The sequence below is a fragment of the Azospirillum sp. A29 genome (assembly GCF_042604625.1).
In the GTDB taxonomy this organism is placed as follows: Bacteria; Pseudomonadota; Alphaproteobacteria; order Azospirillales; family Azospirillaceae; genus Azospirillum; species Azospirillum palustre.
In genome coordinates this window covers 1,531,505-1,548,915 of sequence record NZ_CP170466.1, presented here as the reverse complement: position 1 = coordinate 1,548,915, position 17,411 = coordinate 1,531,505, and the positions used below count along the sequence as shown (strand labels likewise).

Sequence of the window (17,411 nt, the reverse complement as noted above, 5' to 3'; positions counted from 1 at the left end):
GCGCCGGCAGTTTAGCGCTTCGCCGTCTTCTGCACCGGCATTTCCTTCACCTGGGCCAGGGCCACACGGACGCGCGACAGATCGGGCGGCGCGAGGGCGGCCGACTTCCCCGGAGCCTTGGCCGGCTTGGCCGGCGGCTTGCCCGCTTTGGCCCCCGCATCGGCCAGTTGGACGCGGCCCTTGCCGACGCTCTTCTGGGCCAGCGCCTGGGCCCTGGCGCGGGCACGGGCCTGCGCCTCCAGGATCTGCGGCGCGCGCGGCTCGCCGGTCTTCGGCGTCCAGGTGCGGAAGGGGCCGGTGTCGACATGGACATGGCCGGTGTGGGCGTACATCGCGTAGCCGCCGCGCTGCATCGCTGCTGCCTCCTCCGCCAGACGCGATGGCGGGATGCCGGCGATGGAGAAGTCGGCCGCCTGTCCGCGCATGTGGTAGGAGTTCTCGGCGACGTTCGGGTTGGTGCGGGCGAGGCTGGCGTTGCTGGCGCTCGACCGGTAGCCCGAGGTGATGCGGATCGGCGACTCAGGGAGGGCGCCGACGCGCTGGCGCAGTTCCACCAGCATGTCGACCAGGGCCGGATCGACCGGGATCACTTCGTCGCTGCGGCGGTCGCGGAACAGGACGGCGATCTCGCGCATCGCGGCCGGATCGTATCCGTCGCCGGGACGCCAGTAGGTGACTGACGTCGTCTCGCCGCTGGCGGGATGGTGCAGCACCACGCTGCGCGGGTCGCCGTCCAGCTTCGCGCTTTCCAGCGGCGGTGTGGTGGCGCAGCCGCCAAGCTGCGTCGCGACGGTCAGCACGGCAAGCATCCCCAAGGCACGACCGGTCATGCGCATCGCTTTCCCCCGAGCTTTGCACGCTTCAACGACCCCACCCGCCCCAATCCAGGCGGGATTGCACACCGATCTAATACCAAGATTGTCACAGGAGGCCAGTGTGACAAAGCAACCTGTGGCGTATTGAACACGCACAAGCGCTTTTGCTCAGTAGATCTGATTGTTGAGGATTCAACCGGTAAGAACCGTGCCGGTTCTTAGAGGGACAACTCCATCCCTTCGCGGGCGACCAGCGAACCGGGGCGCATCGCCTCCGCCTCTGCCGCAATGACGTCCAGCGCGTCGTCGGTGCGGGCGGGATCGTGGTGGAAGATCACCGCGCGGCCGACCCCGGCGGCCTCGGCCAGCCGCAGGCATTCCTGCCAGGTCGAATGGCCCCAGCCGACGCGCGACGGGTATTCGGCGTCGGTGTAGGTGCTGTCATACACCATCAGATCGGCACCGCGCAGCAGGTCCAGGATCACCGGATCGCGGCCCTCGGACGGATGCTCGGTATCGGTCAGGATGCACAGGCTGCGGCCGCCATGCTCCACCCGGTAACCGGTGGCGCCGTCGGGATGATTGAGGCGGCAGGTGCGCACCACGACATCCGGTGCCAGCTCCAGCGTCTGCCCGGCCTGGAAATCGCGGAACTGGCAGTCGGCGCGGAAGATCTCGACCGGCACCGGGAACAGCGGTGCCGTCATCATGTCGGCCAGCACGGTGCGGAAGGGCCGCTCCGGCGGCAGATGGCCGGCCCACAGCCGAATCCGGCTGGCCGGATCGAAGGCCGGGGCGAAGAAAGGCAGGCCGCTGATGTGGTCGAGATGGCTGTGGGTCAGCAGCAGGTCGATGTCCACCGGTCCGCCCTCGCGCGACAGCGACTCGCCCAGCGGCCGGATGCCGGTGCCGCAATCGAAGACGATGTGGGTGCCGCCGCAGCGAACCTCGATGCAGGCGGTGTTGCCGCCATAGCGCACGGTTGCCGGGCCGGGCGATGCGATGCTGCCGCGCACCCCCCAGAAGCGCATGACAAAGGGGGAGACGCCGCCGGCCCCGTCCTGGGCTGGCGGTTGCGCGGGATTGATGGTGGAACGAACGGTCATGGCGGCGCCATCGTGGCTGCCAAGCTTGTCCAAGTCTAGTAAATCTCTCCCGCCCTTTTCCCTTCCGGGCGACTCCCACGGATGGCACCCAAGGCTTTCGAACGCGGCCTGTCGCGAGTCGCCACCCTACGAAGGGCATCTGTCCAAACCCATAAGATGTGGTAGGTTGGGGCCTCGTCGCGTGGTGCGCGGCATGACTTCTCCCAGGTCCCCGCGCGGGTGGGGACCGGCTCCGGCGGAACCCGACGCGGATGGATCCTGACAAGCTCGCCAAAGTCCTCGCCATGGCCGAGTCGGAGCATCAGGGCGAGGCGCTGTCCGCACTGCGCGCCGCCCGCATCATGCTGTCCCGTGCCGGGCTGTCCTTCCGCGATCTGGCGGAGCGCGCACGCACGCCGGTGTCGCCCGCTCCCGAACCGCCGCCGACCGTCCACCCGTCCGAACCTGCCCCCGCACCGGCTCCGCCGCCGCCGCCGGACGAGCTGGTCCGCGGTCTGCGCCGGCAGGTGAAGGATCTGGAGCTGGAACTCGCCACCCTGCGTCGGCAGCTCGACAAGGCGGCGGGCGATGCCGACCGCCAGCGCGAGGAGGCCGACCGCTGGCGCACCCTGGCGCGCGAAACCGCGGAGAAGCTGTGGGACATGGGCAAGGCGCTGGAGCGCAAGCACTCCCGCCATGCCGACACCGACAAGCGGCGTGCCGTTCTGGAACTGCTGCAGGACCCCGGCAGCGCGTTGCTGTCGGATCGCGAGATCGCGCGCCGGGTCGGCGTTTCGCCGCATGACGTTGCCCATTGGCGCCGCCGGATGGCGATTGTCGGGCGCAAGCTGCGGCTGCTGCCGGTGGTGCCGCGCGGCCGCGGGCTGTGGGTCGGTCCGTCCGCCTGCGGCCTGGGCGCCGCCCGGCTGAGCAACCACCAGTCCAAGCTCCACGTCAGGCCCAATGCCAAGCCCCAGGCGGGCGAGCGTCACCGCTGGCTGGGTTTCGCCGGCGAGGTCACCATTGCCGAACGGGGAAGCCGGCGGGGGCTGGCCCCCGTCGGACGGTGAGCGGCGGCCTCAGTCGGTCGGTGGCTAGGGCACAAGCCGATAGCCGCCGGGCTCCGTCACCAGGATGCGGGCATTCGACGGATCGGCCTCGATCTTCTGGCGCAGGCGGTAGACGTGGGTCTCCAGCGTGTGGGTGGTGACCGCGGCGTTGTAGCCCCAGACCTCCCCCAGCAGGGTTTCGCGCCCGACCACCAGATCGCCGGCGCGGTACAGGTATTTCAGGATCGCCGTTTCCTTCTCGGTCAGGCGGATCTTGCGGTTGGCGGCCTCGTCCAGCAGCAGCTTGGCGCCGGGGCGGAAGCTGTAGGGGCCGATGGCGAAGACCGCGTCCTCCGTCTGCTCGAACTGGCGCAGCTGGGCACGCAGTCGGGCGATCAGCACCCCCAGGCGGAAGGGCTTGGTCACATAGTCGCTGGCGCCGGACTCCAGGCCCAGGATGGTATCGGCATCGCTGGCCGACGCGGTCAGCATGATGACCGGGCAGCGCACGCCCTCGCGCCGCAGCAGCTTGCACACGTCGCGCCCGTCCATGTCCGGCAGTCCGACATCGAGCAGGATGGCGGAAAAGGCGGTCCCCGCCCCGGCCGCCGCGCGGACCGCCTTCAGTGCGCCGGCGCCGTCGCCCGCTTCCTCGGTCTCGACCTCCTCCAGCAGCCGAAGCTGCTCCGCCAGCGACTGGCGCAGGGCGGTGTCGTCATCGACTAGGAGGATGCGCTTTGCGATGGTCATGGGCTGTATGGGGGCTGCACGGGGCTGCGGCACGGGACCGGGAGGCGGATGCCGTCGGCGGCGGTGCCGGGGCCGCGCCTTAGTAGCATGGCGCCGGTGGATTGTCGTGATGGCTTGTGGCGAGAGGGGCCGCGGCCCCCGCGACGGCCCTCACAGAACCGCCAGCAGTGCCGCCGCCCCCTCCGCATCCGGATCGGCACGGACGATCCGGTCGGGCTGAACGCCCAACTCCCGCACGGTGGCGGCGACCGCGTCGTCCGGCACCGCGATGCGGCGCATCAGCGCCAGCGCCCCCTGTTCCAGATTGCGGCGGGCCGCGGCCTCATCGGCGGGCAGCGCGGGGTCCGCCCAGTGCAGGCGCTCGACCAGCGCGGTGAAGCGCAGGCGTCGGCTGTCGGCCGGCAGGCTGGCAGCGAGATTGGCCAGGGCGTTTCCGTCCAGCAGGACCGGAGCGCCGTCGGGCAGCCGTGCCAGCGCGACGTCGGCCGCCAGGATCGCCGACGGGTCGACCTGCGGGTGCGGGCCGGGCAGGGCATGGATGGTGATGCCGGCCCCGGCGGTGCGCAGCGCTTCGACCATGCGGCGGCCATAGGCGTCGGCCGGAAGATCGGCAGGCATCACCAGATGCACGGAGGCGGGCTGTTCAGGGGGCGTCGAACGGGTGGTCACGGGGGAAGGGCTCCCGGTTGAAGGGCTGTGGCTGTCATCCTAACGCCCGGGGTTCCGGCGGCGGAGCAGCCCGTTGGAGGTGCCGACTCCGTCCGGCATTCCGTCCCGATCCGGTCCCGAAGGACTCCCGGGCCGGGCAGGCTGGCGGGATCGTTGCGCCTTCGGCAACGGTGTGGCGCGCGGGAATCGCTGGACAGGGGCGCGCCACCTGCGCTTTGCTTCGCCCGCCGAACGCACCATGTCCCGTTTTCGCGCCGGAGCCGGCGCACCCGCTACGCAAAGCCGCTGACGATGCAAGCCGAACACTCCTCCGCCACCAACACGGTCACCCTGTCCGCGCCTGCGGCAGCTCCCAAAGCGGCTCCGATCGACGAGGCCGCTGTGCGGGCCGTCGACCGGGCTCTGGCCGCCCTGCGCCGGGGCGAGGTGGTGGCGATCGAGACGGCCGACGGCACCGTCGGCGCCGCGGTCTCTGTGGAGTCGGTGGCGCTCGACACGGTGGACCGGCTGAAGGCGCTGACCGGCGGCACTCCCCGGCTGGCGGTCACCCGCCGCCGCGCCGTCGTGCTGGGGCTGGCCGCCGCCGGCGCGGCGCAGCCGGTGAGCGACATCGCCGACGATCAGGCGCCCGGTGCGGCGGCGGAGGCATTCGGCGCCATGACGCTCGACCGGCCCGACGGGTTGACGGCCGACCAGGCCCATGCGCTGGCCGATCCCGAACAATATCCGCAGGCCCAGGATGCGCTGCCGGCCGGCCTGACCGCCACCGAGGCCTGCCCCGGCAGCCGCGAGGCCGCCGCGGTGGACCTCGCCCGGCTGGCCCGTCTGCTGCCCGCTGCCATCACCGCCGACCTGCCGTCGTCTGGTGGGGCGGTCCCGGGTGAGGCAGCGGTCAGCGCCGCGGAGTGGGCGGCGGAGCATGACCTGCTGCTGGTGCGGGCGTCGGACGTCGCCGATTACCGCGTGCATGTGGTGCGGACCCTGCGCCGCGTCGCCGATGCGCGGGTGCCGCTGGTCGGGTCGGAGAACACGCGCATTTACGCCTTCCGCCCGGCTGACGGCGGGCCGGAGCATCTGGCCATCGTCATCGGTGAGCCCGATCCGGCGCAGCCGGTGCTGGCCCGCCTGCACTCGGAATGCTTCACCGGGGACCTGCTGGGGTCGCTGCGCTGCGACTGCGGCGACCAGCTGCGCGGCGCCATCGCCGAGATCGCCCGGCAGGGCAGCGGCGTGCTGCTGTATCTGGCGCAGGAGGGGCGCGGCATCGGGCTGGTCAACAAGCTGCGCGCCTACCGCATCCAGGACCGCGGCTTCGACACGGTGGACGCCAACGAAATCCTCGGCTTCGAGGCCGACGAGCGCGTCTATCTGCCGGCGGCGGAGATGCTGAGGCAGCTGGGCTTCGACTCCGTCCGCCTGATGACCAACAACCCGGAAAAGCTGCGCCAGCTCGCCCGCTGCGGCATCGCCGTGGTGGAACGCGTGGCCCACATCTTCCCCGCCAACGGCCACAACGAGGCCTATCTCCGCACCAAGGCGGAACGCAGCGGCCACATGTTCTGAGCCTTCAGCCCAGCTTGAGCCGGCGAGGCAGGAATCGCCATGCCGGCCCGGCAGTTCTTGCCGCCCCGCCTACCGTCCATGCGGTGCTGGGAATCGGATTCCGGGTGCGACCGTCCGGATCCTCCCGAAACGGGTGATTCCGCCCCGGTTCGGGCATGGGGGCTTGGCACGGCGCTTGCTGTACCTGCCGTGACCACCGAGCCGGGAGACCGCCCATGGCCATCGACGCCACCACCATCGACAGCAGCGTCGTTCCGCGTGCGGTGCCGCGCGAGAAGGCGTCGCCGGTCATCAACGACGGCCACAATGGCGGTCCGGTGGAAATCCAGGGCGAAATGTCCTTCTGGGACTTCCTGGACATCATCAACCCGCTGCAGCACATCCCGATCGTCAGCACCGTCTATCGCGAGATCACCGGCGACACCATCCAGCCATCCATGCGGATCATGGGCGACATGCTGTATGGCGGCGTGATCGGCGGCATGGCGTCCATCGCCAACGCGGTGATGGAACAGGCGACGGGTCAGGATGTGGGTGAAACGGTCATGGCCTCGCTCGGCTTTGGGGGAGGTGACCATCCCGCCGCCTCCACCGCCGCCTCCACCGCCGTTGCGGACGCCTCGGGGGGGCCGGTGGCGTCCGGCTCCCCCGCGGAGCCGCAGCAGGCGCCTGCCGCCGGGCTTGCCGCGGTGCTGGCTGCCGCCAAGCCGGCCGACCTCGCGTCTGCACCGTCGCCGGCTCCCGCCGCCACCGGACAGCCGATCCGGCTTGCCGCCGCGTCGCCGGCCGCTGCCAAAGCCGCATCCGCGGAGACCTCGCCGGCCCTCACCGCGCAGCTGGCCGCGGGTGCCGCACCGCACCGCAGCAAGATGCCGGCGCGCGACACCCCGCTGGCCAGTTCGGCTCTGGCGAAGCACAGCGCCCCCCGCTATGCGGCGCCGGTTCCGGGAGCGGTGACCGCCTCCGCCCGCGCCATCGGTGCGACGGCGGCCAATGGCGGCCAGCCGCAGGCCGGCACCGGGCAGCCGGCCCCCGCCCAGCCGGGAGATGCAGCGCCGCCCGCACCACCGGCTGCCGGATTGGCTCCGGTCACGCCGGACATGCTGTCGGAGACGATGATGCGCAATCTGGCCAAGTATGAGCAGTCGCGCAAAGCGGCGCAGGCGGCCACCAGCACCACGCGGGTGTCGGGATGAGCATCGAGATCGGTGTGACGCCGGATCGCCCCGGCACCGACAAGGTCGGACCCGACGGCGTCGGTCCGGTCACCACTGGCTGCCTGCGCTGGCCGGGCGGGGAGGCGCCCTGCGTACTGGGCCGCGGCGGTGTCCGCCCCGACAAGCGGGAGGGCGACGGCGCCACCCCCGTCGGCCGGTTCCCGCTGCGCCGCGTGCTGTGGCGCGCCGACCGGCTGCCGCCGCCGGAGACCAGGCTGCCGCTCCACCCCATCACCGAGCAGGATGGCTGGTGCGATGCGCCGGAGGATCCCGCCTACAACCGGCCTGTCGTCCGCCCCTATCCGGCCAGCCATGAGGAGATGTGGCGGGACGACCACGTCTACGACATCGTGGTGGTGATGGGGCACAATGACGATCCGGTGATGCCGGGAATGGGCAGTGCCGTGTTCCTGCACCTCGTCCGCCCCGACCGGACGCCGACTGCGGGCTGCGTCGCCCTGGCGCCCGAGGACATGCTCCGGCTGCTGAAGGATTGCGGGCCGGGCAGCGCGCTCAGCGTTGCCGACCCGGGTGCCTGATGCTGCCGCCCGCTGTTGAGGCGCTTACTGGGCCGGGTAGGGACGCGCACCGAAGATCGCCGTACCGACCCGCACATGGGTGGCGCCGAAGCGGACGGCGGTTTCGTAATCGCCGCTCATGCCCATGCTGATTTCCGGCAGACCCAGCCGTCGCGCCATCTCGGCCAGCAGGGCGAAATGCATGGCCGGCTCCTCGTCCACCGGCGGGATGCACATCAGCCCGCTGACCGGCAGCCCCAGCCGGTCGCGGCAGTCGACCAGGAAGGCCTCGACCTCCGCCGGGGCGATTCCCGCCTTCTGCGGCTCCTCGCCGGTGTTCACCTCGATCAGGCAGCGCGGCCGGCGGCCGGACTTTGCCATTTCCTCCGCCAGCGCCTCGGCCAGCTTCGGACGGTCCAGGGTCTGGATCACGTCGAACAGGGCGACGGCGTCCTTGACCTTGTTGGTCTGGAGCGGCCCGATCAGATGCAGTTCCAGGTCGCGGAAGCGCTCCTTCAGCGCTGGGAACTTGCCCTTGGCCTCCTGCACGCGGTTCTCGCCGAACACGCGCTGGCCGGCGGCAAGCGTCTCTTCCACCGCTTCGGCCGGATGGGTCTTCGACACCGCGACCAGAGTGACGACGTTCTTGTCTCGCCCGCAGGCGGCTTCCGTCTCCGCAATGGCACGCCGCACCGAGTCGAGCCGTGCCGTCACGCTGTCCGCCACCGTGGAACCGCCTGCTTCGGCGCCGGTTTGCGTATCTTTGCCAGTGCCCTGCGTCGTCGTCATGGCCGCCCCCAATCCGGTCGCTGCGGGTGTACAGCGCTTCCGCGGCGTGTTAGCGGACGGTCCGCGGAAACGCAAGCGCCCCAAGCGACCATGCCCGACGCATCCACATCGCCGGCGGATCGCCGGCGCGGGTATCGTCATCGTTTTGCATATCGAGGAGACCTCCGCATGCGGAGTCCGTTTCGTTCCCTGCTCTCCGCCCTGACGCCGGCCGTCCCTACCGGCCTGTTCGCCGCCGCAGTGGCCGTCTGGTGCATCGCCGTTCCCGCCGCCAGCCCCGCCCATGCCGAAGAGCATCCGAAGCAGGCCCCCAAGGCCGCCGCCCCGGCGAAGCCCGGCGCCAAGCAGAGCAAGGCCAAGGTCATGCTGGGGTCGCCGATGACCAAGGTCCGCTTCAGCGAGCCGGCCTACCCGCTGACCGACGACGGCACCTATCGCAGCTTCATGGACAAGGTCCTGGACGAATACGGCCGCCGCTGCGTGCGACAGGAACAGTTCGGCTGGGAGGTCGCGAAGGACGATCAGGAGCGGCTGGACTTCATCTTCCAGGGGACCATGGCGAATTACGGCCGCATGGGCTACCTGCTCGGCGAGATCCATCCCAAGTCCGTCGCCGATTCGGAGACGATCGTCTTCCTCGGCGACCGCGACAAGGAGCGCTACCTGCTGGTCTGGACGCCGCTAGAGTCGTCGGTGCTGTTCATGCTGTGCGACACGACCGACAAGGACGGCAAAACGGCTCCCAAGAAATAAGCCGGTCCCGGAAAACGACGAAAGGCGACGGATTGCTCCGTCGCCCTTTTCGTATCCGCCGTTGGAACTCTGCCGCTCAGAAGGCGAAGCGGGTATCCCACAGCACGATGTTGGCGTCGTTGTTCACGCCGCCGACCTTGTTGTCGAGATAGCTGTATTCCAGACCCGTGGTCAGGCCCGGCGCAACGGTGTAGGTCACACCGGCCTGCCAGACATGGGCGCGGGAGTTCAGGCCGGCGAAGTTGCTGTCGATGCCCTTCGCGTCGGTGTAGGTGGCGGCCAGGATCACCGAACCGAAATCGTAGTTGGCGCCGACAATCCAGACCTGCTGGTCGTCCACGCCGCGGGTGCCCTTGGCATAGCCACTGTCGCCGCTGAAGGCGTAGCTGCCGCCGACCTTGAAGCCGGCGTAGGATACGTTGGCGCCGACATGGACCGAGGACAGATCCTCAAGCTGGCTGGCCGCCTTGGCGAACTGATAGGCGGCGCTCGCCTCCAGGCCGAAACCGCCGAACTCGCCCTTGTAGGTGGCCTGGACCTCGCCCATGTCGCGATAGGCGGTGCTGTTCTTGCGGCGGTTGATGTCGGTGTTGCTGCTGCCATAGACCGGCGTGTAGGCGGCGCCGACCTGGAAGCCGGCGAAGCTCGGCGTCAGGTAGATGATCTTGCTGCTGGCGTCGCCCGACTCCAGCGTGCGCAGGCTGCCCAGCGCATAGGGCGCGCCGTTGGCGTTCGCATAGTAGTTCAGGAACTGCGCGTCCGGCGAACCTTCGATGCCTTCGACGTTCGGGCCGATGATGCCGTATTCGTCCGACAGGCCGTTGATAACGCCGGCCTGGATGGTGCCGAAGCCGCTATTCACGAACATGAACGCGCGGTCGCTGTCGGTGCTGCGGTTGTTGTTGGTGCCGCCGGCGGCGCGCAGGCGCAGGCGGGCGCCGTATTCCAGGCCGTTGTCGGCCTTGGCCGTCGGGGTGATGGTCAGGCGGAAGCGGTTGGCGAACTCGGTCTTGCGCAGGCCGGTGTTGTCGTCCTGGTCGACATAGGCGCCCTGGAAATAGGCGTCGCCGCCCAGCAGGATGTCGAACTTGGACTGGGCAGAAGCGGTGCCGCAGCCGGCGGCGAGAGCAACGGCGGCGCAGCCAATGACGAGAGAACGCTTCATGGATGTCATCCTCGGTGCATGCGTCCCGTCAGGTTGGGGCGCGAGCGGTATCTTGTGACCCCAGATTTAGTCCCGCTACCGGTACTCCGACAAGTGACGGCAGGGATGGAAGTCACCTCATTCCGAGAACAGTGGCGGGAAAAACACGGGACTCCGGATCATGTAAATCCATATATCAAATACTTGCCGATTAATTGAGTGTGGCGGTCAGGGTTCTTGAGACAAAGAGGTACCTATTTTGGATAGGGAGGGGCGGATTCCCGTTCGGCACGCTCCGACCTGCCTGTTGACTGGAAAATGGACAAAAAAAGAGGCGGCGGATTTCTCCGCCGCCTTCACGTTTGCTGCCAGGAACCCGTCCCTTAGAAGGAGAAGCGGGTGTCCCACAGAACGATGTTGGCGTCGTTGTTGCGACCGCCGGACTTGTTGTCGACGTAGCTGTACTCCAGACCCGTGGTCAGGCCCGGGGCCACGGCGTAGGTCACGCCGCCCTGGTAGACGTGAGCGCGGGCGTAGTCGGCCGCGGAGAAGGCGCCGGTGCCGACGTTGGCGCCCTTGGCGTCGGTGTAGGTGGCGGCCAGGATGACCGGGCCGATGGTGTACTGGGCACCGACCAGCCAGACCTGGTTGTCGTCGACGCCGGTGTGGCCCTTGCGGTAGCCGCTGTCGCCGCTGAAGGCATAGCTGCCGCCGATGGCGAACGGGCCGAAGGTGACGGTGGCGCCGGTGTGGACCGACGACAGGTCTTCGAAGCCGGTCGGGGCCTGGGCGAACTGGTAGGCAACGCTGGCTTCCAGGCCAACGCCGCTGAAGGCGCCCTTATAGTAGGCCTGAACTTCACCCATGTCGTTGTAGGTGACGTTCTTGCGGCGCTCGATGTTGGTGTTGCTGCTGCCGTAGGTCGGGGTGTAGGCGGCGGACAGCTTGAAGCCGGCGAAGCTCGGGGTCGAGTAGACGATCTTCGTGCTGGCGTCGCCCGACTCGAGCGTGCGCAGCGAACCGACAACGTACGGCAGCGAGGTCACGCCGTAATAGTTGAACACCCAGCCGTCCGGGCTGCCCGAGATGCCGTCGACGTTCGGGCCGATGACACCCGAATCGTCCGACGGGCCATTGACGACACCGGCCTGGACCGAACCGAAGGAACCGTTCACGAAGATGTAGGCGCGGTCGGCGTCGGTCTGGCGGTTGTTGTTGGTGCCGCCGGCGGCGCGCAGACGCAGGCGGGCGCCGTATTCCAGGCCGTTGTCAGCCTTGGCCGTCGGGGTGACGGTCAGACGGAAACGGTTGGCGAATTCGGTCTTGCGCAGGTTGTTGTCGTTGTCCTGGTCGACATACGCACCCTGGAAGAAGGCGTCGCCGCCCAGCAGGATGTCGAACTTGGACTTGGACTGGGCCGAGGCGGTGCCGCAGCCGGCGGCGAGGGCAACGGCGGCGCAGCCGATGACGAGAGAGCGCTTCATGGATTATCCATCCTTATGCGTACGCCCCGTTTTGGCCGGGAGCGGTCGGTTGTCTTTGTACGCAAGACTTAACCGCTCTCCAATTACTCCGGCAAGAGGCAAACTGCGGCGCGCTTTCGCATTCGCAACACAGTTGCAACAAAAACACACTCATAACAGGTTGGAATGATTAAAAAATCCAAGAGTGGCTGAATTTTGCTCTTTGGTTGGGACGAAAATCAGGCGGCTTGCCTAGAAAGTTGGCAAAGGAAAGGCGTGGGCAAGAAAAAAGGCGGTGACCGAAGCCACCGCCCTTTCCATCCGTTGCCGGACGTTCGATCGAAAGATCGATTAGAACGCCAGGACCGAGCGGACCAGGACGACGTCGCCCTTGTCGTCGCGGGTCGAGGCGTCGTTGTCGAGCTTGAAGTGGTCGTACTGAGCCTGGACGGTCAGGCCCGGAGCGACGGTGTAGCCGACACCGATTTCGTAGACCTGCAGTTCGCGGTCGCCGGCGGTGAAGAACGAACCGGCGTCCTTGCCGTTCTTGTAGTTGGCACCGACAACGATCGGGCCGGCAGTGTACTGAGCGCCGACAACCCAGTTGCGGGTGTTCTCGGTGGCAACGCCCGGACGCTTGTTCTGGCCCGACTTGCCGTAGTCGATGTAGCCGCCGCCGATGGCGAAGCCGGCGTAGCCAACCTGAGCGCCAGCCTGCCAGGCGTTTAGATCCTTGTAGTTGGAACCGACGACGTCGTCGACGGCGCGGCCCCAGTTGTAGCCGGCGCTGGCCTTAACGGTCACGCCGCCGAAGGTGTTGTTGTAGTTGGCACCGACTTCAACGATGTCGGTGTAGGTGCCAGCGCCGCCAGCGGCGAACGTGCCAACCGGCTTGACGCGGTTGACGTCGGTGGCCGAGCTGTCGTTACGCGGGGTGTAGCTGGCGCCGATCTGCAGGCCGGCGAAGCGCGGCGAGAAGTACACGATCTTGGTCGAGTTGGCTTCCGCCACCAGCGACTGGGTGATGATCGTGTTGCCGTTGGTGACGGTCGGGGCGGCGCCGGTGTTCAGACCGTTGGCAGTCGTGCCGATCCAGGCCGGCAGCGCGTCGTAGATGCCGAGCGGCAGGTAGTCGAGCGGGGCAGTCGTGTAGGTCTCGTCGTTGAACGAGTTGGTCACGCCGAGGCGGACCTGACCGAAGGAGCCCTGCGCGAAGATGTAAGCGCGGTCGGCGTCGGTGTTGCGGGCGTTGTTGGTGCCAGCGTTGGCACGCAGACGCATACGCGCACCGTACTCCAGGCCGTTGTCGGCCTTGGCGGACGGGATGATGTTGATGCGCATGCGGTTGCGGAATTCGGTCGAACGCAGGCCGGAGTCCAGATCCTGATCGACGTAGCCGGCTTCGAAGTAGGCGTCGCCGCCGATCTTGACTTCGAACTTGGCCTGGGCGTTGGCAGCGCCAGCGCCGAGGGCGAGAGCAGCGGCGGCAGCGCCGGCCAGCAGATAACGGGTCATGATTTTTGCCTCCATCCTGGCAGCAGATGTTTCAGCCTGGTTGACGTCCTGGCTGAGACTTTCGTACGCACCCCCGCCCTCGCCAGCAAGCGGCAAATCTCCGGGATTGCTGCATTGGGGGGACAGTGTGTCGCACGGGGCACACTAAGAAGGACCCCCTTGGCGAGCCCGCCGCAGTGCAACCCGGCAGGCTTCGCCTGTTGTCGTCCTGTTGTGACGGGGTGAGGCAAAGACGCTTCCGCTGTTGCGTGGTGCCGTCCACTTATGGTCTGTTCACCGGCATTCCGCGCGTGACTCGCGCGCGGCAACCCCTTTTCTAAACCGGGTTCCCGACCATGCGCCGTTCGACCGCCCTTCGCCTTGTCCCTGTACTGCTCGCGGCTTCCGTCTCGATCGCCGGCTGCGCAAGCTGGGGCGGCAAGACCGAAACCGTCGAAGAGCAGATGAAGAACAAGGACTACAAGTTCGGCAGCCTGCTCGGCACCGACGGCGGTCTGAACCTGTTCGGCAAGAACAAGCGTGGCGGCGACCAGGACACGGCCGGGGGCATCGGCGTGAACAGCTTCCTGTGGCGCGCCTCGCTCGACACCCTGTCCTTCATGCCGATCGCCTCGGCCGATCCGTTCGGCGGCGTGATCCTGACCGACTGGTACACCCCGCCCGATTCGCCGAACGAACGGTTCAAGGTCAACCTCTACATCATGGACCGCCAGCTGCGCGCCGATGGCGTCCGGGTGTCGGTGTTCAAGCAGCAGCGGACCGGCAACGACTGGCGCGACATCACTGTCGGGCCGGAAACCGCCGGCACCCTGGAGGACGCGGTGCTGACCCGCGCCCGCCAGCTTCGCGTGGCGCAGAACGCCGCCGCCCGCTGACACGGGCGGCCGGTCCGGGCTGGCATCCCGGCCTTTCGAGCATCTGGTACAACGGAAAACGGCGTCGCGCTCATGTCGCGTTACAATGTCAAGGAAACCGAGGCGAAGTGGCAGGGCGTGTGGGACAGCAAGGGCTGTTTCACCGCGCGCGAGGACGCCTCCCGGCCCAAATACTACGTGCTGGAGATGTTCCCCTATCCGTCGGGGCGCATCCACATGGGCCACGTCCGCAACTACACCATCGGCGACGTGATCGCGCGCTTCAAGCGCGCCAAGGGCTTCAACGTCCTGCACCCGATGGGGTGGGACGCCTTCGGCCTGCCCGCCGAGAACGCCGCGCTTGAGAAGAAGGTCCATCCCGCCGCCTGGACGCGCGAGAACATCGCGACCATGCGCGGGCAGCTGAAGACGATGGGCCTGTCCATCGACTGGGACCGCGAGATCGCCACCTGCGACGTGGAGTATTATCGCCACGAGCAAAAGATGTTCCTGGATTTCCTGAAGGCGGGCCTCGCCTACCGCAAGGAATCCTGGGTGAACTGGGACCCGGTGGACAACACCGTTCTCGCCAACGAGCAGGTGATCGACGGCCGCGGCTGGCGCACCGGCGCGCTGGTGGAAAAGCGCAAGCTGTCGCAGTGGTTCCTGAAGATCACCGCCTATGCCGAAGACCTGCTGAAGGGCCTGGAGACGCTGGACCGCTGGCCCGAGCGCGTCCGCATCATGCAGGAGAACTGGATCGGCAAGTCCACCGGCGTCCGCTTCCGCTTCAAGATCAAGGGGCGCGAGGACGATCTGGAGGTCTTCACCACCCGCCCGGACACGCTGTTCGGCGCCTCCTTCGCCGCGATCTCACCGAATCACCCGCTGGCTGCCGAGCTGGCCGCGTCCAGCCCGGAACTGGCCGAGTTCATCGCCGAGTGCAACCGGCTGGGCACCAGTGAGGAAGTGATCGAGACGGCGGAGAAGCGCGGCTTCGACACCGGGCTGACGGTCGTGCATCCCTTCGATCCGTCCTGGGAGCTGCCGGTCTACGTCGCCAACTTCGTGCTGATGGAATACGGCACGGGCGCCATCTTCGCCTGCCCGGCGCATGATCAGCGCGACCTGGATTTCGCCCGTAAGTATGGTCTGCCGGTCCGCCCGGTGGTGATCCCGGCCGATGCCGACCCAGCGACCTTCGAGGTCGGGACCGAGGCCTACACCGGTCCCGGCGTGCTGCGGAACTCCGCCTTCCTCGACGGACTCGACACCGAGTTGGCGAAGGAGGAGGCCGGAAAGCGGCTGGAGGCGGCGGAGCAGGGCGAGCGCACCACCCAGTACCGCCTGCGCGACTGGGGCGTGTCGCGCCAGCGCTATTGGGGCTGCCCGATCCCGGTCATCCATTGCGAGTCGTGTGGCATCGTTCCGGTTCCGGACGACCAGCTGCCGGTCGTGCTGCCGGAGGATGTGACCTTCGACAAGCCCGGCAACCCGCTGGATCACCATCCGACCTGGAAGCACACCGGCTGCCCCCAGTGCGGCAAGCCGGCGTTGCGCGAGACGGACACCTTCGACACCTTCATCGAGTCGTCCTGGTATTTCGCCCGCTTCTGCTCGCCGAAGACCGAGGATGCGGCCTTCACCCGCGAGGCGGTCGATTACTGGCTGGGCGTCGACCAGTATATCGGCGGCATCGAGCATGCGGTCCTGCACCTGCTCTACAGCCGCTTCTGGACGCGCGCGCTGAAGACCTGCGGCTACCTGAACCTGGACGAGCCGTTCACCGGCCTGTTCACCCAGGGCATGGTCAACCACGAGACCTACAAAGACTCCGGCACCGGCGCTTGGCTGGCCCCGACCGACCTGACGAAGAACGACAAGGGTGACTGGGTCCGAGCCGACACCGGCGCGCCGGTCAATGTCGGCCGCGTCGAGAAGATGTCGAAGTCCAAGAAGAACGTGGTGGATCCGGCGCACATCATCGGCACCTACGGCGCCGACGCCGCCCGCCTGTTCATGCTGTCCGACAGCCCGCCGGAACGCGATCTGGAATGGACCGAGGCCGGCATCGACGGTGCCTGGCGTTACATCAACCGCCTGTGGCGGATGATGACCGAGGCGGACCTGCCGGCCGCCGGCGCGCCGAAGCCCGAGTCGCTTGGCCCCAAGGCCGAAGCCGCCCGTCGCCTGGTCCACAAGACCATCGCCGGCGTGTCTGAGGATCTCGACAAGTTCCGCTTCAACAAGGCGGTCGCTCGCGTTCGCGAGCTGTCCAACGCGCTCGGCGAGCTGGACGGTAAGGGCGAAGGCGAGGGCTGGGTCCTGCGCGAGGGATTCGAGTCGCTGGTCCGTCTCGTCGGTCCGATGATGCCGCATCTGGGCGAGGAGCTGTGGGCGCAGCTGGGCCACAGCAGCCTGCTGGCCGACCAGCCCTGGCCGGAGGCCGACCCCGCCTTGGTGGTGGAGGACAGCGTCAAAGTCGCGGTCCAGGTCAACGGCAAGCTGCGCGCCACGCTGGAGCTGCCGCGCGACATGGACAAAGATGCGGCGGAGCAGGCGGCGCTTGCCGACGTCAACGTCCAGCGCGCCATGGACGGCAAGCCGGCGCGCAAGGTCATCGTCGTCCCGAACCGGGTGATCAATGTCGTTGTCTGATCCCAGATCGATCCGCCAGGGCCCGTTCCGCCGGAGCCCGCTCCGTCAGGTCATGGCGCGGGGGCTTTTCGCCCTCGCGCTCGGCCTGTCCGCCGTGTCGCTCTCGGGCTGCGGGTTCCAGCCGCTCTATGGCGGCAAGGGCATCGGGGCCGCCGCGTCCGAGCGGCTGATGGAGGTCGACATCGCGTCGATCCCCAACCGGGAAGGGCAGAAGCTCCGCAACCTGCTGATCGACAACTTCTATCCGTCGGAGCGGCCAGGAAATCCGCGCTACCGTCTGGATGTGTCGCTGTCGGCGTCGGAACAGAAGCTGGCCTTGCAGAAGGACGCCACCGCAGTGCGCGCCCAGCTGCTGGTCAACGCCCCCTACCGGCTGACCGATACCCAGACCGGGCAGGTGGTGTTCCAGTCCAGCTCGCGCTCTATGGTCAGCTACAACACGCTGGAGCAGCATTACGCCGCCATCGCGACGGTGCAGAACGCCTATGACCGGGCGCTCGAAGACATCTCCAACGACATCACCACCCGCGTCGCCATGTTTCTCGGCCGCGGGTCCTGACCGGCCGGGG

At 68.1% G+C, this 17,411-nt stretch carries 16 protein-coding genes; 8 read left to right on the top strand and 8 right to left on the bottom strand.

The features are described 5' to 3' along the window. Positions 1-11: 11 nt before the first annotated feature. Positions 12-830, bottom strand: coding sequence for a YcbK family protein (locus ABNQ38_RS22295; protein ID WP_377808097.1), 819 nt, complete (start codon positions 828-830; stop codon positions 12-14). A 203-nt stretch (positions 831-1,033) separates the two neighbouring features. Then, complete coding sequence (locus tag ABNQ38_RS22290; protein WP_377808096.1) at positions 1,034-1,921, bottom strand: MBL fold metallo-hydrolase; 888 nt, start codon at positions 1,919-1,921, stop codon at positions 1,034-1,036. Between the two features lie 251 nt (positions 1,922-2,172). Between ABNQ38_RS22290 and ABNQ38_RS22285 the strand changes: the two genes are divergently transcribed. Then, complete coding sequence (locus tag ABNQ38_RS22285; RefSeq protein ID WP_377808095.1) at positions 2,173-2,970, top strand: hypothetical protein; 798 nt, start codon at positions 2,173-2,175, stop codon at positions 2,968-2,970. Positions 2,971-2,994: 24 nt separating this feature from the next. On the opposite strand, the gene ABNQ38_RS22280 is transcribed toward ABNQ38_RS22285, so the two are convergent. Then, entirely contained in the window at positions 2,995-3,699 is a 705-nt protein-coding gene (locus ABNQ38_RS22280; RefSeq protein ID WP_377808094.1) for a response regulator transcription factor, read from the bottom strand. 150 nt (positions 3,700-3,849) lie between these two features. Beyond that, the gene (locus tag ABNQ38_RS22275; RefSeq protein ID WP_377808092.1) at positions 3,850-4,368 is read right to left on the bottom strand and encodes a glycosyl transferase; all 519 of its coding nucleotides are present in this window, start codon (positions 4,366-4,368) and stop codon (positions 3,850-3,852) included. Between the two features lie 291 nt (positions 4,369-4,659). On the opposite strand from ABNQ38_RS22275, the gene ribA reads away from it, so the two are divergent. The 3 genes from ribA (at position 4,660) to ABNQ38_RS22260 (ending at position 7,687) form a co-directional block, all read left to right on the top strand. Continuing rightward, positions 4,660-5,931 carry a GTP cyclohydrolase II gene (ribA, locus tag ABNQ38_RS22270; RefSeq protein ID WP_377808091.1) on the top strand — a complete coding sequence of 424 codons (1,272 nt, stop codon included), beginning with the start codon at positions 4,660-4,662 and terminating at the stop codon, positions 5,929-5,931. Positions 5,932-6,146: 215 nt separating this feature from the next. After that, the gene (locus tag ABNQ38_RS22265) at positions 6,147-7,127 is read left to right on the top strand and encodes a hypothetical protein (RefSeq protein ID WP_377808090.1); all 981 of its coding nucleotides are present in this window, start codon (positions 6,147-6,149) and stop codon (positions 7,125-7,127) included. Then, the gene (locus tag ABNQ38_RS22260; protein WP_377808089.1) at positions 7,124-7,687 is read left to right on the top strand and encodes a L,D-transpeptidase; all 564 of its coding nucleotides are present in this window, start codon (positions 7,124-7,126) and stop codon (positions 7,685-7,687) included. The genes ABNQ38_RS22265 and ABNQ38_RS22260 overlap by 4 nt, the downstream gene beginning before the upstream one ends. 24 nt (positions 7,688-7,711) lie before the next feature. Here the strand turns inward: ABNQ38_RS22260 and ABNQ38_RS22255 are convergent, their stop codons facing one another. Further along, a complete protein-coding gene (locus ABNQ38_RS22255) occupies positions 7,712-8,455 on the bottom strand; it encodes a YggS family pyridoxal phosphate-dependent enzyme (protein ID WP_377808088.1) in 744 nt (247 codons plus the stop codon). Positions 8,456-8,623: 168 nt separating this feature from the next. Between ABNQ38_RS22255 and ABNQ38_RS22250 the strand changes: the two genes are divergently transcribed. Beyond that, a complete protein-coding gene (locus tag ABNQ38_RS22250) occupies positions 8,624-9,208 on the top strand; it encodes a hypothetical protein (protein ID WP_377808087.1) in 585 nt (194 codons plus the stop codon). A 76-nt stretch (positions 9,209-9,284) separates the two neighbouring features. Here ABNQ38_RS22250 and ABNQ38_RS22245 read toward each other — a convergent pair whose 3' ends face one another. From ABNQ38_RS22245 to ABNQ38_RS22235, 3 genes are all read right to left on the bottom strand, one after another. Further along, entirely contained in the window at positions 9,285-10,373 is a 1,089-nt protein-coding gene (locus ABNQ38_RS22245; RefSeq protein WP_377808086.1) for a porin, read from the bottom strand. A 362-nt stretch (positions 10,374-10,735) separates the two neighbouring features. Beyond that, entirely contained in the window at positions 10,736-11,836 is a 1,101-nt protein-coding gene (locus ABNQ38_RS22240) for a porin (protein ID WP_377808085.1), read from the bottom strand. Positions 11,837-12,166: 330 nt separating this feature from the next. After that, positions 12,167-13,330 (bottom strand): porin, encoded by a 1,164-nt coding sequence (locus ABNQ38_RS22235; RefSeq protein WP_377808084.1) that lies wholly within the window; start codon positions 13,328-13,330, stop codon positions 12,167-12,169. 335 nt (positions 13,331-13,665) lie between these two features. Between ABNQ38_RS22235 and ABNQ38_RS22230 the strand changes: the two genes are divergently transcribed. The 3 genes from ABNQ38_RS22230 to lptE all read left to right on the top strand — a co-directional run bounded on the left by ABNQ38_RS22230 (position 13,666) and on the right by lptE (position 17,401). Next, positions 13,666-14,205 (top strand): DUF3576 domain-containing protein, encoded by a 540-nt coding sequence (locus tag ABNQ38_RS22230; RefSeq protein ID WP_098740706.1) that lies wholly within the window; start codon positions 13,666-13,668, stop codon positions 14,203-14,205. Positions 14,206-14,277: 72 nt separating this feature from the next. Beyond that, positions 14,278-16,842 (top strand): leucine--tRNA ligase, encoded by a 2,565-nt coding sequence (leuS, locus tag ABNQ38_RS22225; protein ID WP_377808083.1) that lies wholly within the window; start codon positions 14,278-14,280, stop codon positions 16,840-16,842. Beyond that, the gene (lptE, locus tag ABNQ38_RS22220; RefSeq protein WP_377808082.1) at positions 16,835-17,401 is read left to right on the top strand and encodes an LPS assembly lipoprotein LptE; all 567 of its coding nucleotides are present in this window, start codon (positions 16,835-16,837) and stop codon (positions 17,399-17,401) included. Before leuS ends, lptE begins: the two co-directional genes overlap by 8 nt. The last annotated feature ends 10 nt before the right edge of the window (positions 17,402-17,411 follow it).

Bases quoted from the DNA above. Each gene is read 5' to 3' on its own strand.
- ABNQ38_RS22260 (WP_377808089.1), top strand. From the start codon at position 7,124: ATGAGCATCGAGATCGGTGTGACGCCGGATCGCCCCGGCACCGACAAG.
- ABNQ38_RS22265 (WP_377808090.1), top strand. From the start codon at position 6,147: ATGGCCATCGACGCCACCACCATCGACAGCAGCGTCGTTCCGCGTGCG.
- ABNQ38_RS22255 (WP_377808088.1), bottom strand. From the start codon at position 8,455: ATGACGACGACGCAGGGCACTGGCAAAGATACGCAAACCGGCGCCGAA.
- leuS (WP_377808083.1), top strand. From the start codon at position 14,278: ATGTCGCGTTACAATGTCAAGGAAACCGAGGCGAAGTGGCAGGGCGTG.
- ABNQ38_RS22280 (WP_377808094.1), bottom strand. From the start codon at position 3,699: ATGACCATCGCAAAGCGCATCCTCCTAGTCGATGACGACACCGCCCTG.
- ABNQ38_RS22295 (WP_377808097.1), bottom strand. From the start codon at position 830: ATGACCGGTCGTGCCTTGGGGATGCTTGCCGTGCTGACCGTCGCGACG.
- ABNQ38_RS22285 (WP_377808095.1), top strand. From the start codon at position 2,173: ATGGATCCTGACAAGCTCGCCAAAGTCCTCGCCATGGCCGAGTCGGAG.
- ABNQ38_RS22235 (WP_377808084.1), bottom strand. From the start codon at position 13,330: ATGACCCGTTATCTGCTGGCCGGCGCTGCCGCCGCTGCTCTCGCCCTC.
- ABNQ38_RS22240 (WP_377808085.1), bottom strand. From the start codon at position 11,836: ATGAAGCGCTCTCTCGTCATCGGCTGCGCCGCCGTTGCCCTCGCCGCC.
- ABNQ38_RS22290 (WP_377808096.1), bottom strand. From the start codon at position 1,921: ATGACCGTTCGTTCCACCATCAATCCCGCGCAACCGCCAGCCCAGGAC.
- ribA (WP_377808091.1), top strand. From the start codon at position 4,660: ATGCAAGCCGAACACTCCTCCGCCACCAACACGGTCACCCTGTCCGCG.
- ABNQ38_RS22230 (WP_098740706.1), top strand. From the start codon at position 13,666: ATGCGCCGTTCGACCGCCCTTCGCCTTGTCCCTGTACTGCTCGCGGCT.
- ABNQ38_RS22250 (WP_377808087.1), top strand. From the start codon at position 8,624: ATGCGGAGTCCGTTTCGTTCCCTGCTCTCCGCCCTGACGCCGGCCGTC.
- ABNQ38_RS22245 (WP_377808086.1), bottom strand. From the start codon at position 10,373: ATGAAGCGTTCTCTCGTCATTGGCTGCGCCGCCGTTGCTCTCGCCGCC.